Origin of the sequence: Legionella pneumophila subsp. pascullei, assembly GCF_900637585.1 — a bacterium.
Lineage (GTDB): Bacteria > Pseudomonadota > Gammaproteobacteria > Legionellales > Legionellaceae > Legionella > Legionella pascullei.
This window is the reverse complement of the sequence record NZ_LR134380.1, coordinates 1,715,935-1,729,905: the sequence shown is the minus strand read 5'-3', so window position 1 is coordinate 1,729,905 and position 13,971 is coordinate 1,715,935. Positions and strand designations below refer to the sequence as shown.

Below are 13,971 nucleotides of genomic sequence, written 5' to 3'. Positions count from 1 at the left end.
TCTAATGGATATCATGCTAATGGGTGAAAATATAACTAATACACAAGCATTTAAGCTTAAAGGAAGGTTGTATACTTTAACCGTTTTGCAAGTTTTGAACACTAATAAAGAAGCCTTTTCTCAACAATTTGCTGAAACTGTTCTCAAAGCACCTAAATTATTTGAAAGAACCCCCGTGGTTTTTGATTTATCTTCTGTCAATCATCTTGAGTTTGATTTACAGGAGTTATGTCAAATTGCACGTAGTCATGGTATGATTCCCTTGGCAATTCAAGGCGGTAGTCCGTTACACGACACTTTGGCTCAATGTCAAGGTTTAGGTATACTCAATGCTTCAACGGCACATGATAAACCAATAATTGATGAATCTTCCGAATTTCAAAATATCGAGAACATCAAGACAAAATTACTAACGACACCAGTACGATCAGGCCAACAAGTTGTTGCCAAGGGGGCTGATTTAATAGTGGCTTCTTCAGTTAGTCATGGAGCAGAGTTATTAGCTGATGGAAATATTCATGTATATGGGACATTACGCGGTCGAGCTTTAGCAGGAATATCCGGAGATGTTGAGGCGAGAATTTTTTGTCAATCTTTGGATGCAGAATTAGTATCCATAGCTGGTTTCTATCGGATAAGTGATGCTATTGAACCTGTTAATGGACCTTGTCAGATCTATTTATCAAATGAACATATCGTTGTTGAGCCATTATGATTGAATCCGTTTTTATATCCGATTTACATCTGCATCCAGAGGACGATGAAATCCAAGCAAGATTTCATCGTTTTATAAATTGGGCTCGGAACTCTGTAAGAAAAATTTATATCCTGGGTGATTTCTTCCATGCCTGGTCAGGTGATGATTCAATTAATGCCTGGAGTGATGCTATTGCAAAGCAAATAAAATCGCTGACTCAAAGTGGCATTGAAATTTATTTTATGACCGGAAATCGTGATTTTTTACTTGGTTCATCATTTGCCAAACGAACCGGTTGGAAAATATTAACAGAGCCAACTGTTATCACCCTTGGAAATAACAGGATTTTGCTGGCCCATGGCGATCGTTATTGTACTAGTGACCGATCTCACCAACGATTCCGGCTATTAACGAGAAACAGGTGTTTCTCATTTCTCTTTTTAAGACTTCCTTTATCAATTCGTAACCGAATGGTTAGCGGTGTACGCAAAATCAGTCTAAATAATCACCATAAATCCATCGAACAGATGGATGTTGTTAAAGAGACTGCAATTCGGCATATGCACAAAAATAATACAGAAATACTGATTCATGGACACACACATAAACCTGGCTTAACAAATTATTCTTATGAAGGAAAAATACTTACAAAGTATGTTCTAAGTGATTGGGATGACATACCTAAGCTATTGTGTTATGATAATACAAAAGGATTCTATTTCACCCAATATGATATAAATTGAGGAGTTGCCCAATGCCTAAACCACCAAATAAAATGAAAGAGGAACTCGAGCAAATTCGAAAGACTGAAATAGAAAATGCTATGGCTAAAGAACGCGAAGAATTGCTTGCTAAAAGAAGCAGAGAGCGGGCTGAAGCAGAAGACAATCTAAAAAAAGGCCGATATATCAAAGATCCTCGTACGGGCCAAACAACAACTCTTTGGGAAAATGCGATCCAAAAAGCAGATGAGGTTCTGAATGCTGATTTAAATGCTTATATGGATGCTCGAGCTGCCATCATGAGTTTATTAAAAATGTATTATGAAATGGTCAAGGCAAATGCTCAGACTATGAAAGAATTGCGTGCAGGAATTGGTAACAAGATCATGGATTGGGGTATCTTCCCCATTAAAGATTATATTGGGAAAAAACTAACGGGAGATCCTGAAATTGATTTACCAATGTTGCAACATGAAGTGAGTTATACCGATGATAAAAAATTGAAAATTGAACCTCTTACGCGCTCAGATAAAGGTGAAGAAAAGGGTAAACTTGATCAAATATTCGAGGGTATGATCCATATGTGGCTAAAGAATAATGATTATACGCCTGATCCTAGCAATCCTGGTCAATTTGTTAATTCACACGGTGAAACGTTAGACAAACCAACATTTGACAAATTAAAAAAAGATGATCAGCATGGGCTTAATCATTTTTTAACTGAATATGATCCCGATTTGCAATACAGACCACGCACACCTTAGTATAAGTGAGAGGAATATTGGGCACTAGCTTATAAGTTATGTAGGCTAGTGTGAGACTCAGCTTTAAGGTTCAAGCAGGGGGCAAGCCGCTATGAAAGCGAAATACCGCATCTTCTGATAAAATAAATGCATTTTCTATAGTTAAGAACTCAGAAATACGATCATCAATAGCACCACCATAGAACTTAGCCAAATACAAATATTCTTCAAAATGTCTGCATTCTGATTTAACCAATGTTTTATAAAATTTAGCTAAGTCCTGATCTTCGATATATGGAATTATTGAATTAAAGCGCTCGCAAGACCTAGCCTCAATGATAGCGCCTATAATCAACTGATCACACAACCGCTCAATTCCGTCTTTATTTGTTACATGTTTATGCAAATTGGATGCATAGTCTGACGGCTGTAAAGGAGCATAAAAAACTCCTTTTTGCTTCATGATATCAATGACTTTTTCAAAGTGTAGTAACTCTTCTCTTGCCAATGGTGCCATAATTGCTATTAACTCTGCTTTTTCTGGGTATTTGCTTATGAAATTAATTGCTGTTCCAGCTGCCTTACGTTCACAATGAGCATGATCGAGCAATAAAAGAGGTATATTAGCAGCAGCATAATGCAACCACGTTTCCGGCGTTTTAACTTTTAAAAAATCATTTAACGTTTGTAAATCACTATCTAATCGTTTTAACATGATAAAATACACTATAATTTCAAATAAATAGCCCTTATATCACATACTTTAAAGAATTTAAATTGGATAAAAAATGGACGAAATACAAAAAGATGATGAACTGAGCCAATGGCTTTCCACCTATGGATCAATAACAGCTGAACGAATATTAGGTCGATATAACATATCACTGCCACCAGATGAATTATTAGAAGCTATTAACATCCCATCTAGTTTCTATCGCCATTTGTTACAGATTCCCTTAAAGAATGTACTTAATGGAATTGTAATTCAACAGGCAAGTGATTACCATGTCTACGCACAGAAACTATTAATTGATTATTTGTTGTCTGGTGAAAGCAGTAAAGAGCCTGATTCACAAGGAGCTGGAACTCGCGAGTCACTAGAAGAGGAAAGACAACGATTAGTTCAATTAGGGGATGAATTTCATAAATTGGAGTTAGAGCAGGATAATCTCATTGCTTCAAGCCAAGCCAGTTTAATGAAAATAAGCCTTGATTGGAATGCAAAACTGGAAATAACTCTTTCCAAATTAAATAGCTTATACAAAAATACAAATTCTAAAATTAAAAAAAATGCAATTAGAAAAGCTATAATCAAGGCCTTTATTCATTGTGATCTTGTCAAGGACCAATCACAAAATAACAAGTATCAGCTAATTGATAAATTAAATCGAACATTAGCTGTTTCTGTAAGTACTGAATTAAAAGAAACTATCCTTACCAATCTGAATCAACTCTTTCAAGTCCTCGAAGCCTTAAATACAAAACTTGACGAATTTACTAACCGAACTAATCATCTAAGCCAACAAGCTAAATCATTTAGAAGCCAATTCTATGAGGTAATACTGCGTCTCATTGAGTTAATTAAATTATTACCTGAATATAAAATTGACCCGGAACAAGATGCTATTAATCGAGAACCATTATATTTTGATAGAACGATTGGAGAACGCTAAAAGCTTTACATTAAAATAGAGCTCTGTTTTCCCTCAAATCATGTCATATATACTAACTGAATGGATGAGTACATGAATTTTTATTAGCCAGACTACTATAAGTTCATGTATAATGATGCACTTTAATTTAATCTCATTGGAGTGCATGATGGCAAAAGAATTAACATTATCTATTATCAAACCTGATGCTGTGGCAAAATCTGTGATAGGTGAAATATACACTCGCTTTGAAAAAGCAGGTCTAGATATTGTTGCCGCTAAAATGACACAACTTTCACGCGAACAAGCTGAAAACTTTTATGATATTCATCGCGCACGACCATTTTTTAAGGACCTTGTAAATTTTATGATTTCTGGTCCTGTAATGATCCAGGTATTAAAAGGTGATAATGCCGTAGCTAAAAACAGAGAAATTATGGGCGCAACCAATCCTAAAGAAGCAGCACCTGGAACTATTCGTGCCGACTTTGCTGATAGCATCGATGCAAATGCTGTGCATGGCTCAGATAGTCTGGAAAATGCTGCTCGTGAAATAGCATTTTTCTTTGAGCCACATGAGTTATGCGATAGATAAAAGCCAGTGTGGGAGCGGTCATGAACCAACAAAAAGTGAATCTATTAAATTATAATTACTCGCAATTACGAGAATTATTGATGGCTTGGGATGAAAAACCTTTCAGAGCTCAACAGCTATTTCAATGGATTCATCAAGTTGGCATCCGTGACTTCACTCAGATGACTAATTTAGGGAAAGTTTTAAGAAATAAGCTTTCCCAATTAGCTTGTGTAGATTTACCTGAAATCGTTGCTTGCCAAAAATCAGCTGATGGCACACATAAGTGGTTATTAAAGCTGGAATGTGGAAATTGTATTGAAACAGTATTTATTCCCGAAGCTAATCGGGGAACACTCTGCGTTTCATCACAAGTAGGTTGTGCTTTAAATTGTTCTTTTTGCTCTACCGCAAAACAAGGATTTAATAGAAATTTGTCAACAGCTGAAATTATTGGTCAGGTATGGTTGGCGGCACGCGAACTATCTAATAATAATGGTACTCACGATAAAAAAATAACTAACGTCGTGATGATGGGAATGGGCGAACCATTACTTAATTTTGATAATGTTGTTTCTGCTATGAATATCATGATGGATGATTTAGCTTATGGATTATCCAAAAGACGCGTTACATTAAGTACTTCAGGTGTTTTACCAGAAATGGAACGACTTAGAGAAGTCAGTCCTGTTGCCTTGGCAGTGTCCTTACATGCACCAACAGATGAATTACGCAATGAACTGGTGCCAATTAATAAAAAATATCCACTCTCCCAATTGATATCTTTATGTAAACGATATTTTAAAGATGAACCAAGAAGAAAAGTAACCTTTGAATACGTCATGCTAAAAGGTGTGAATGATCAACCTGAACATGCTAGCCAGTTAATTAAACTATTGCATAATGTACCTGCAAAAGTTAATTTAATCCCGTTTAATCCATTTCCTTTAACTCAATATCAAAGATCATCCCAGGAAGCTATTGATGCATTTCGAGAGAAATTAATGAAACACGGTATTAATACCATTACTCGCAAAACTCGTGGAGATGATATCGATGCGGCATGCGGTCAACTTGCTGGTGAAGTAAAAGATAAAACCAGCAGATCACAGCGATGGCAAAAGCTTCGCTTCATGGGCAAAACAGACAAATCAAATGAATTGGTTATTTCTTCAAAAGAAATGGCATAATAACTGAGTACTAATTGAGACTTTCAGCAGTAATTCAGGTAGGAGATTAAGCCTAATAAAACTATTTTCGCATATAGACTCACATTAAATAGTGACAAATCATTTTTAATTTGGACTTAAGTGGTTATAATGCAAAATCATTTCTAACGTAAAGTGGTTAATCGTGCTAAAGAGCATAAGGTATTTATTAATTATAATAACATGCTTATTTTTAGAAGCTTGTCAGCATGCACAAGACAGCGAAGAGCCAAATGCCCCTAGAAAAGTAGATCTTAGCAAAGCAGCTTCTTTTAATGTGCAATTGGGGTTGGGATATTTGAAGCAGGGAGATAGGCCACGGGCAAAGAAGAAGCTGCTAACTGCCTTGGAACAACAGCCTGATTCTGCAGATGTTAATGCCGCATTAGCCTATTATTTTGAACAAACCAAAGAATTGGATCAAGCCAGGAAGTTCTATCACAAAGCAATGACCTTATCACAAAACGGTGGAGCACAAATGAATAACTATGGTGCTTTTCTATGTCGACAGGGGGATTATAAAAATGCAGAAATATATTTTTTAAAGGCCGTTAAAGATCAAAATTATGTGCATACGTCAGGCGCTTATGAAAATGCTGGCTTGTGTGCTATGGCTATACCAGATCATGATAAAGCCATTATATATTTTACCAAGGCTTTAAATCAGGATCCATCAAGAAAAGAATCACTATATGAATTAGTAAAATTACAAAGTAAAATAGGGCATGATAAAGAAGCCCTCGATCTGCTTCAAAAACATGCTGATTTAGTATTAAATGACAAAGTAATGCTTGCATTAGCGAAAGACATAGCAAATAGAACAGGCCAATATACTCTTGCAGCAGAATATGAAAATAGCTTCAATAAAATGGAGCCAACTAATAATATTAGTGGAGTAAATGATGAATACAATAGCAGCAATGGATGAGACAAGAAATAATGAAATCACTAACCCTGGCTATGAGCTAGCGGCTCTACGCCAGCAAAAGGGTTATTCAATCGAGTATGTTGCGAGCAAACTTCATTTACGAGCTCGTATTATAGAGCTCATTGAAGCAGGAGATTTTGATTTATTACCTCAGCCAGTTTTTATAAAAGGGTACTTGCGTGCCTATTCAAAATTACTAGGGGTTTCACCTGAACCTTTTTTGACTGTTTTTAATGCGCAATATTGCTTTGAAAAAAAATCAGAAAGAGCAGCTCTATGGCAAAGCAAAAAAGAATCTCACAAAGCAGAACATTTTATAAAATGGTTCACCATACTGTTTGCAATTGGAGTTTTAGTTGCTGTTGGGATCTGGTGGCAAAAAAACAAGGATAACCAGACTATAGATACACCTAAAGAAAATTCATCTGGATTATCAATTAGTGAAACCAGTTCGGAAATTAAATTGACTGATTTATCAAAAATGGAATCGTTGTTAACGCCTAATAATGCACAAATGACGCCTTTGGAGAAAAATGGTGGTTGATAAAATTCAAGCTATCCGAGGAATGAATGATATACTGCCTGATAGTACCTCGGCATGGCGCTATATAGAACAAACTTTTATAAACTGCCTTGTACGATATGGATATAAGGAAATTCGTTTTCCGATTGTTGAGAATACACAGCTATTTAAACGTACCATTGGCGAAATAACAGATATTGTTGAAAAAGAAATGTACACGTTCAACGATTTGAACGGTGATAGCATAACCCTCAGGCCAGAAGGAACTGCTGGTTGTGTCCGTGCCTGTATAGAACATGGTTTATTGCATAATCAACAACAGAAATTATGGTACTTAGGTCCTATGTTTCGTCATGAACGTCCTCAAAAAGGTAGATACCGTCAATTTAACCAATTTGGGGTTGAAGCACTAGGAATTACTGGTACGGCCATAGAACTTGAGCTGATATCAATTTGCCGCGGATTATGGACCGAACTGGGTTTTTCCCAGTCAGTGCAATTACAAATTAATTCATTAGGTGAACTAAATGAGCGTCAGAAATATCGCTCTATCCTGGTAGAATATCTACGCGATCATTTTAATATACTTGATGAAGACAGCAAAAGACGATTAGATAAAAACCCTTTGAGAGTTCTTGATAGTAAAAACCCTGATCTTCAACAACTCATTCAAAATGCTCCCAAGTTAATTGATGTTCTTGGTGATAATAGCAAAGAACATTTTCAATCGTTCTGTAACGGATTGGAAACACTTGGTATCACTTATTCCATTAACCCTGTATTGGTAAGAGGACTAGATTATTATGGTCATACGGTGTTTGAATGGGTAACAGACCAACTAGGAAGTCAAGCTACAATATGTGCAGGGGGCAGGTACGATATGTTGGTGGAATTTCTGGGTGGGGCACCCACACCAGCAGTTGGGTTTGCTTTAGGAATGGAAAGAATATTTCTTTTAATGGAAACTTTAAACTTGTTGAATGTAAGTGACAACAAGCAATCTATATTTATCATTGCTACTAGTGAAGAAGCCATACTGAAAGCGCTTGCCATGGCAGAGTCAATTCGAAATGCTCATCCATCTTTTGATGTTATTACCAATACGGCAGGAGGTGGTTTTAAAAGCCAATTTAAAAAAGCGGATAAAAGTAAGGCTCGCCTGGCTTTGATTCTTGGGGAAGATGAAATAGCCAGGGGATATGTAAGCATTAAAGATTTGAGAACTGAAATAGATCAAGTATCAATACCGATCACTAAAATAAATGAATTTTTGCAAGATTATCTAGCTTGAGGGCAGGAGAATATTATGTCTGTTTACATGACGGAAGAAGAACAATTAGAGATTATAAAAAAATGGTGGAAACGATATGGCAACATGATAACTATTTTTTTATCAATAGTGCTCCTGATTATCGCAGGATACAGGTATATGAATTGGCACAATGACAAGATCAAACAACAAGCATCTATTGCCTACGAAAATATGATGATTGCATTTTCCAATCAAAATATAAAGTCAGTTCGTTCATATGCCAATGAATTAATTAAAAATTATAACCATACTGTTTATGCTGATATAGCTCATATGACACTCGCAAAAATCTATGTAAGTAAAAATAAACTTGAGCAAGCAAGAAATGAATTAAAGACGGTTGCATCAAAAAGCCAAATGACACCGTTAAGACAAATTGCCAAAATTCGCATTGCACGTTTACTGGCGGCAGATAAAGCTTATACCAACGCATTAAATGAATTAAGCGTCGTTGAAGACGAAGCCTACTTGCCAGTAATTAACGAACTGAAAGGGGATATTTATAGCGCCAAAGGCCAATATCAGGACGCGATGAATGCCTATAGACTTGCAATAGACGAAGTAAGAACAAATGGAATGGGTAATTTATTTTTAGAAATGAAAACAAATGAGTTAGCAATTAAGACTCAATCTATGATTACTGATGATAAAAGGGTAAAAGCAGTTTAATTTTATTATTATAAAGGTTTGTGTTTTATGAATATTAGAATATTGGTTTTAATACTATGTGCATTGACTCAAGGATGTACCTATGTAGATGATTATATGCTCGGCAAGGATAATACACCACAACCTAAAGAGCTAAAAGAAATTCAACCCAAGGTTAAAATGGCACAAAATTGGACGGCTCCAGTTGGAAAAGCTCACAAAACAAATGAGTACTTAAACATCAAACCAGCTATTCGTGGTGATATAATTTATACTGCAGATGCAAGTGGATTGGTTCAGGCAGTTAGTAAGAAAGATGGTCAGATAAAGTGGTCTACCTCATTAAAAAATAATATAGTTAGTGGACCAACTGTAGCTGATGGTTACGTCGTTGTAGGAACCAATGTCTCCACATTAGTGCTACTTAATCAATCTGATGGAAAAGAGATATGGCAAAATAAAGTATCTGCTGAAGTATTGGCTCCTCCTGCGTTATCGCATCAGAAAGTCATTGCAAAAACTATTGATGGGAAAGTATATGCGATTGATGCGGTAAACGGTAAGCAACTGTGGGTTGCAGATCACGGCGCGCCAAGTCTGGTCTTAAAAGCCAGTTCTTCTCCTATCATCGTCGATAATCTGGTGCTTGTCGGATTTTCTGATGGTAAATTAGATGCCTTTGAATTACAAACTGGGCGATTGATCTGGCAAAGAAGCATCGCTTATGGGATGGGGGCAAGTGATGTTGAACGTTTAGTCGATATTGATTCTGATCCCATAATAAGCAATAACGTTGCCTATCTGGCAACTTATCAAGGCTATGTTGGAGCACTATCACTATCCAATGGCCAATTCATCTGGAGAAAACCAGCATCCGTTTATAAAAATATGCTTTTAAGTCATAGTAATCTGTATTTTACGGACAGCAATGATGTCTTATGGTCTTTAAACAGCAGTACAGGACAGGTGAACTGGAAGCAAACGTCCTTAAAAGCAAGAGGGCTTACTGCACCAGCTTTGGTCGGAGGAAATTTAGTTGTTGGTGATAAAACAGGATATTTACATATCTTATCAACTCAAACAGGTGAATTACTTGGACGATCTCAGCTTTCTGGTGGAGTAACAGTATCACCGAGTGTTTCTGGTAAAAATATGTATGTATTAACCAATAATGGAACGCTCAATCAACTTACAGTGAGCTAATAAAATGATCCCTGTCATCGCTTTAGTAGGGCGTCCCAATGTTGGCAAGTCTACTTTGTTTAATAGAATTACTAAAACACAGGATGCTCTTGTCGCTGATTTTCCTGGCTTGACAAGGGATAGGCAATATGGCCACGCTCAATATGAGAACAAGTCCTTTATCATTGTTGATACCGGAGGCATAGGAGTTGATGACATTGAAGTAGATAATTTGATGTCAAGACAGTCTCAGGTTGCTTTAAATGAGGCGAATGTAATTCTTTTCCTGGTCGATGGCCGCTCAGGATTAACAGGTATTGACCAGCAAATTGCGCAAGCATTGAGAAAACTTAATAAAAAAGTACATCTCGTTGTCAATAAGACGGATGGAATGAATGAAGATATTGCTTGCGCTGATTTTCAATCTTTAGGAATTACTGATGTTCATGCTATATCTGCCTCTCATGGTGGAGGGATCAGTTCATTACTCGAAGAAATTCTGGAACCATTTACAACAGAAACGCATGAAACAACGCAAGAGAAAGCGATAAAGATTGCTTTTGCAGGGCGCCCTAATGTCGGAAAGTCCACTTTGATAAATAGGATATTGGGTGAAGAAAGAGTAGTGGTTTATGACATGCCCGGTACAACTAGGGATAGTATTTCAATACCCTTTACAAGAGAAGATACGCAGTATGTCCTTATTGATACTGCAGGAGTCAGACGTAAGTCTCGAATTGATGAAAAAATAGAGAAATTTTCTGTTATTAAAACTCTGCAAGCCATAAAGGAAGCTCATGTTTGTTTGTTACTGCTTGATGCAAATGAAGGCATCACTGATCAAGATATGAATTTGCTGGGATTTATTATTGAATCTGGTAAAGCACTAGTTATTGCTGTGAATAAATGGGATGGCCTGGAAGAAGATCATAAAGAAAAAATAAAGTCTGAGCTGTCAAGAAGACTGCATTTTGCAAATTTTGCAAAAATCAGATTTATTTCAGCATTACATGGGAGCGGCGTAGGTGGATTATTTAAAGATATTAATGAAGCCTATCATTCAGCAATACAATCCTTTTCTACTCCTAAACTGACCAGATTATTACAGGATATCAGTACAAAACATACACCACCATGCGTCAATGGTCGACGAATAAAATTACGTTACGCTCACCTTGGAGGACATAATCCTCCAGTTATTGTTATTCATGGAAATCAACTCGATGCCTTACCAGAAAGTTATAAACGTTATTTAAACAATGAGTTTATTAAACATTTAGGATTAGTAGGTACTCCTTTAAAAATTGAGTTTAAAGGAGGACAAAATCCATTTGCCAATAAAAAAAATAAATTATCACAAAGGCAAGTGAACAAGAAGAAACGATTAATGCGATGGGCAAAAAGTAAGAAATAGCGATCTTGGTTTGGTTCCAATTGATCTCATGGGAAAACCAATATATCAAATAAGCGCTAGCCTCATCATGTTAATCCGCTTTGAGTGTTAATACGTCACAAACTGAATGATTTACTACAGCATGCGCTGTACTTCCCAGAATAGACGGTAATCCTGTAGCAGAATGTGAGCCGATTATAATTAATTGGCAATTCAAATCTTTTGCTTTATTTAATATATGTTCTTTTACTGATCCGATTTCAACAAATTGCTGCTCTTGAGGTATTTGTAAATTTTCTCCAATTAAAGATAATACAGTTTGGGCATCCTCTTTTGATGGGTTAGCTAGTTCCGTAAAACCCAATCCTTGAGCTATTAATATACTGGTTGGCAACTCAATCACATGTAATAGATATAATTTTGCATTAAACTGTTTGGCAATATTAGCGGCCTTTTCTGTAAGATGACTATGCTCATTTAACAAATCGGTTGCAAATAAAATATTTGTATACATGTTACCCTCATTTTAAATAGAATCATTAAGTTATAGTGTAGTAGATTATGATATCTATGTGTAATTTGGCACTTTTAAATCAGGGTTTAACTCCATTAGAGGAACAAGAACAAAATCGCGTAAATGAAAACAAGGATGTGGTATGATTAAACTTTTTGTACGAATTACTCTATAACCATATAAAATAATATCAATATCTAATGTTCTTGGCCCCCAAAATTTTCTTCTGGCTCTCTTATGCCTATTTTCTATTCTCTGACACCACTTAAGAAGCTTATGAGGCAACAGAGTAGTTTGTATCTCTATAACGACATTACAAAATTCCTGTTGATTTTCAAAGCCCCAGGCTTTATTCCAATATAGGCGAGATACCTTGATAAGGTATGTTGATGGAATTTCTTTTATTTCTTTAATGGCTTGTCTTATTTGACGCTCGGGATTTTTTTGATTTGACCCCAAGCTCAGATAGCAAACATTCATTTTGCTACTTTCCGTTTACGACGCTTTTTTGGCCGCCCGGGTATTGTTGAAGCCAATTGGGCTACCATGTTATTTTTTTCAACATCATCTACTTCTTGAAATGTGGCCCACCACTGTGCCAGCTCCATTGACTCATCACCAGATAATGCTCTAAGGGCCATAAAGTCATACGCGGCTCTGAATCGAGGATGAAGAAGTAAATTAAACGCTCTGCCGCCAAATCTTTTTTCGAAACGATATTGCAAAAGCCAAATTTCCCTTATAACCAGGCTATACCTTTTAGGTATAGAAATAATTGTATTCTGTTCACTAAGTACTATAGACATGGCTTTTTCAATGGAGGGTAAAGGAGCAAGTCCAGATTCTTGTAATTTTCTGGAGCACTCTATCATTGGAAACCATAATAAAATAGCAATAAGAAATGCCGGCGTTACAGGCTTTCCATCACGTATTCTTGTATCAGTATTTTCAAGGGCTATGCCCAAGAGAGGATTAACTGGATAATTACTGTCAAACAGCGCTGCTGTTTGCGGAAATAAATAATTAAATAAACCATACTCAACCAATAATTTTTGAACTGATTCGGCTTCTCCACATTGATAAAGTTTGGTTATTTCATCAAATAATCGCGAACCGGAAACATGAGTTATAAGATGGCTTATTTTAGGGAAAGGGGCTTTGGTTTCCGGTGATAAATCAAATTGCAGCTTGGCACTAAACCTGACAGCACGTAACATACGGACGGGATCTTCTTGATAGCGCGTAACGGGATCACCTATTATTCGAATCAGCTTTTGCTTAACATCTTCTACACCACCAGTAAAATCAATGATTGAAGAATCAGAAATATTATAGTAAAGCGAGTTTATTGTAAAATCGCGTCGCCATGCATCTTCGTCCAGGGAGCCATAAACATTATCTCTTACAAGCATACCACGTTCATTAAATTGATGGCTTGCATCGCTTGAATCATGACCACGAAAAGTTGCTACCTCAATAATTTCACGATGAAATAAAATGTGTACCAGTTTAAATCGACGACCAATGATACGAGCATTTTTGAAAAGATTTTTTACCTCATTGGGAGTGGCATTTGTGGCGATGTCAAAATCTTTAGGCGCTTTATGGAGCAATAAATCTCTGACACTGCCTCCAACGATATAGGCCTGAAACCCATGGCTGATTAAACGGTTAAGAACCTTAAGCGCATTAGTACTTATATCTGCTTTCGATATGTTATGTTTATTTCTCGGGATGATATAAGCCAAGTCAATTGCATGTCCATGCGACCTGTTTCTTCTTAACAGTTTTTTAATAAACTTGATGATTGTTGTTTCTCTCTTAATTGATTAAACAGTAATTCGGTTGTGTTTTCAATTATCCTGCAAGCGTAAG

General features: G+C 36.4%; 16 protein-coding genes. 12 read left to right on the top strand and 4 right to left on the bottom strand.

Annotated elements, in window-relative coordinates; all coding sequences use genetic code 11:
- Nucleotides 1-19 precede the first annotated feature (19 nt).
- From minC to EL201_RS07935, 3 genes are read left to right on the top strand one after another with little or no spacing between them, the layout of a single operon-like run.
- On the top strand, nucleotides 20-715 hold the full coding sequence (minC, locus tag EL201_RS07945; protein WP_027221740.1) for a septum site-determining protein MinC: 696 nt from the start codon (nucleotides 20-22) through the stop codon (nucleotides 713-715).
- A complete protein-coding gene (locus EL201_RS07940) occupies nucleotides 712-1,440 on the top strand; it encodes a UDP-2,3-diacylglucosamine diphosphatase (protein WP_027221739.1) in 729 nt (242 codons plus the stop codon). Before minC ends, EL201_RS07940 begins: the two co-directional genes overlap by 4 nt.
- The gene (locus EL201_RS07935) at nucleotides 1,437-2,183 is read left to right on the top strand and encodes a hydrolase (RefSeq protein WP_080272950.1); all 747 of its coding nucleotides are present in this window, start codon (nucleotides 1,437-1,439) and stop codon (nucleotides 2,181-2,183) included. The genes EL201_RS07940 and EL201_RS07935 overlap by 4 nt, the downstream gene beginning before the upstream one ends.
- Before the next feature lie 70 nt (nucleotides 2,184-2,253).
- Here the strand turns inward: EL201_RS07935 and EL201_RS07930 are convergent, their stop codons facing one another.
- Entirely contained in the window at nucleotides 2,254-2,877 is a 624-nt protein-coding gene (locus tag EL201_RS07930) for a MiaE family protein (protein WP_027221737.1), read from the bottom strand.
- Nucleotides 2,878-2,950: 73 nt separating this feature from the next.
- Here EL201_RS07930 and EL201_RS07925 point away from each other — a divergent pair, with 73 nt between their 5' ends.
- The 9 genes from EL201_RS07925 (at nucleotide 2,951) to der (ending at nucleotide 11,603) form a co-directional block, all read left to right on the top strand.
- Entirely contained in the window at nucleotides 2,951-3,835 is an 885-nt protein-coding gene (locus EL201_RS07925) for a hypothetical protein (RefSeq protein ID WP_027221736.1), read from the top strand.
- Nucleotides 3,836-3,983: 148 nt separating this feature from the next.
- Nucleotides 3,984-4,409: a nucleoside-diphosphate kinase gene (gene ndk, locus EL201_RS07920; protein WP_027221735.1), complete on the top strand. Its 426-nt coding sequence runs from the start codon at nucleotides 3,984-3,986 to the stop codon at nucleotides 4,407-4,409.
- Nucleotides 4,410-4,429: 20 nt separating this feature from the next.
- A complete protein-coding gene (gene rlmN / locus EL201_RS07915) occupies nucleotides 4,430-5,578 on the top strand; it encodes a dual-specificity RNA methyltransferase RlmN (RefSeq protein ID WP_027221734.1) in 1,149 nt (382 codons plus the stop codon).
- A 163-nt stretch (nucleotides 5,579-5,741) separates the two neighbouring features.
- Nucleotides 5,742-6,524, top strand: a complete 783-nt coding sequence (gene pilW / locus EL201_RS07910) for a type IV pilus biogenesis/stability protein PilW (RefSeq protein WP_027221733.1) — start codon at nucleotides 5,742-5,744, stop codon at nucleotides 6,522-6,524.
- Nucleotides 6,499-7,068 carry a helix-turn-helix domain-containing protein gene (locus EL201_RS07905; RefSeq protein ID WP_027221732.1) on the top strand — a complete coding sequence of 190 codons (570 nt, stop codon included), beginning with the start codon at nucleotides 6,499-6,501 and terminating at the stop codon, nucleotides 7,066-7,068. The genes pilW and EL201_RS07905 overlap by 26 nt, the downstream gene beginning before the upstream one ends.
- Nucleotides 7,058-8,338: a histidine--tRNA ligase gene (gene hisS, locus EL201_RS07900; protein WP_027221731.1), complete on the top strand. Its 1,281-nt coding sequence runs from the start codon at nucleotides 7,058-7,060 to the stop codon at nucleotides 8,336-8,338. The genes EL201_RS07905 and hisS overlap by 11 nt, the downstream gene beginning before the upstream one ends.
- Nucleotides 8,339-8,353: 15 nt before the next feature.
- Nucleotides 8,354-9,028 carry a YfgM family protein gene (locus EL201_RS07895; RefSeq protein ID WP_027221730.1) on the top strand — a complete coding sequence of 225 codons (675 nt, stop codon included), beginning with the start codon at nucleotides 8,354-8,356 and terminating at the stop codon, nucleotides 9,026-9,028.
- A gap of 27 nt (nucleotides 9,029-9,055) precedes the next feature.
- Nucleotides 9,056-10,210: an outer membrane protein assembly factor BamB gene (gene bamB, locus EL201_RS07890; protein WP_027221729.1), complete on the top strand. Its 1,155-nt coding sequence runs from the start codon at nucleotides 9,056-9,058 to the stop codon at nucleotides 10,208-10,210.
- Between the two features lie 4 nt (nucleotides 10,211-10,214).
- Nucleotides 10,215-11,603, top strand: a complete 1,389-nt coding sequence (der, locus tag EL201_RS07885; RefSeq protein WP_027221728.1) for a ribosome biogenesis GTPase Der — start codon at nucleotides 10,215-10,217, stop codon at nucleotides 11,601-11,603.
- A gap of 70 nt (nucleotides 11,604-11,673) precedes the next feature.
- Here der and EL201_RS07880 read toward each other — a convergent pair whose 3' ends face one another.
- From EL201_RS07880 to pcnB, 3 genes are read right to left on the bottom strand one after another with little or no spacing between them, the layout of a single operon-like run.
- Nucleotides 11,674-12,096 (bottom strand): universal stress protein, encoded by a 423-nt coding sequence (locus EL201_RS07880; RefSeq protein WP_027221727.1) that lies wholly within the window; start codon nucleotides 12,094-12,096, stop codon nucleotides 11,674-11,676.
- Nucleotides 12,097-12,150: 54 nt separating this feature from the next.
- Nucleotides 12,151-12,576, bottom strand: coding sequence for a 2-amino-4-hydroxy-6-hydroxymethyldihydropteridine diphosphokinase (folK, locus tag EL201_RS07875; RefSeq protein ID WP_027221726.1), 426 nt, complete (start codon nucleotides 12,574-12,576; stop codon nucleotides 12,151-12,153).
- A complete protein-coding gene (gene pcnB, locus EL201_RS07870; RefSeq protein WP_027221725.1) occupies nucleotides 12,573-13,844 on the bottom strand; it encodes a polynucleotide adenylyltransferase PcnB in 1,272 nt (423 codons plus the stop codon). The genes folK and pcnB overlap by 4 nt, the downstream gene beginning before the upstream one ends.
- Nucleotides 13,845-13,971 lie beyond the last annotated feature (127 nt).

Coding starts and splice junctions, on each gene's coding strand:
- minC (WP_027221740.1), top strand. CDS start 20: ATGGGTGAAAATATAACTAATACACAAGCATTTAAGCTTAAAGGAAGG.
- EL201_RS07940 (WP_027221739.1), top strand. CDS start 712: ATGATTGAATCCGTTTTTATATCCGATTTACATCTGCATCCAGAGGAC.
- EL201_RS07930 (WP_027221737.1), bottom strand. CDS start 2,877: ATGTTAAAACGATTAGATAGTGATTTACAAACGTTAAATGATTTTTTA.
- EL201_RS07925 (WP_027221736.1), top strand. CDS start 2,951: ATGGACGAAATACAAAAAGATGATGAACTGAGCCAATGGCTTTCCACC.
- ndk (WP_027221735.1), top strand. CDS start 3,984: ATGGCAAAAGAATTAACATTATCTATTATCAAACCTGATGCTGTGGCA.
- rlmN (WP_027221734.1), top strand. CDS start 4,430: ATGAACCAACAAAAAGTGAATCTATTAAATTATAATTACTCGCAATTA.
- EL201_RS07905 (WP_027221732.1), top strand. CDS start 6,499: ATGAATACAATAGCAGCAATGGATGAGACAAGAAATAATGAAATCACT.
- hisS (WP_027221731.1), top strand. CDS start 7,058: ATGGTGGTTGATAAAATTCAAGCTATCCGAGGAATGAATGATATACTG.
- EL201_RS07895 (WP_027221730.1), top strand. CDS start 8,354: ATGTCTGTTTACATGACGGAAGAAGAACAATTAGAGATTATAAAAAAA.
- bamB (WP_027221729.1), top strand. CDS start 9,056: ATGAATATTAGAATATTGGTTTTAATACTATGTGCATTGACTCAAGGA.
- der (WP_027221728.1), top strand. CDS start 10,215: ATGATCCCTGTCATCGCTTTAGTAGGGCGTCCCAATGTTGGCAAGTCT.
- EL201_RS07880 (WP_027221727.1), bottom strand. CDS start 12,096: ATGTATACAAATATTTTATTTGCAACCGATTTGTTAAATGAGCATAGT.
- folK (WP_027221726.1), bottom strand. CDS start 12,576: ATGAATGTTTGCTATCTGAGCTTGGGGTCAAATCAAAAAAATCCCGAG.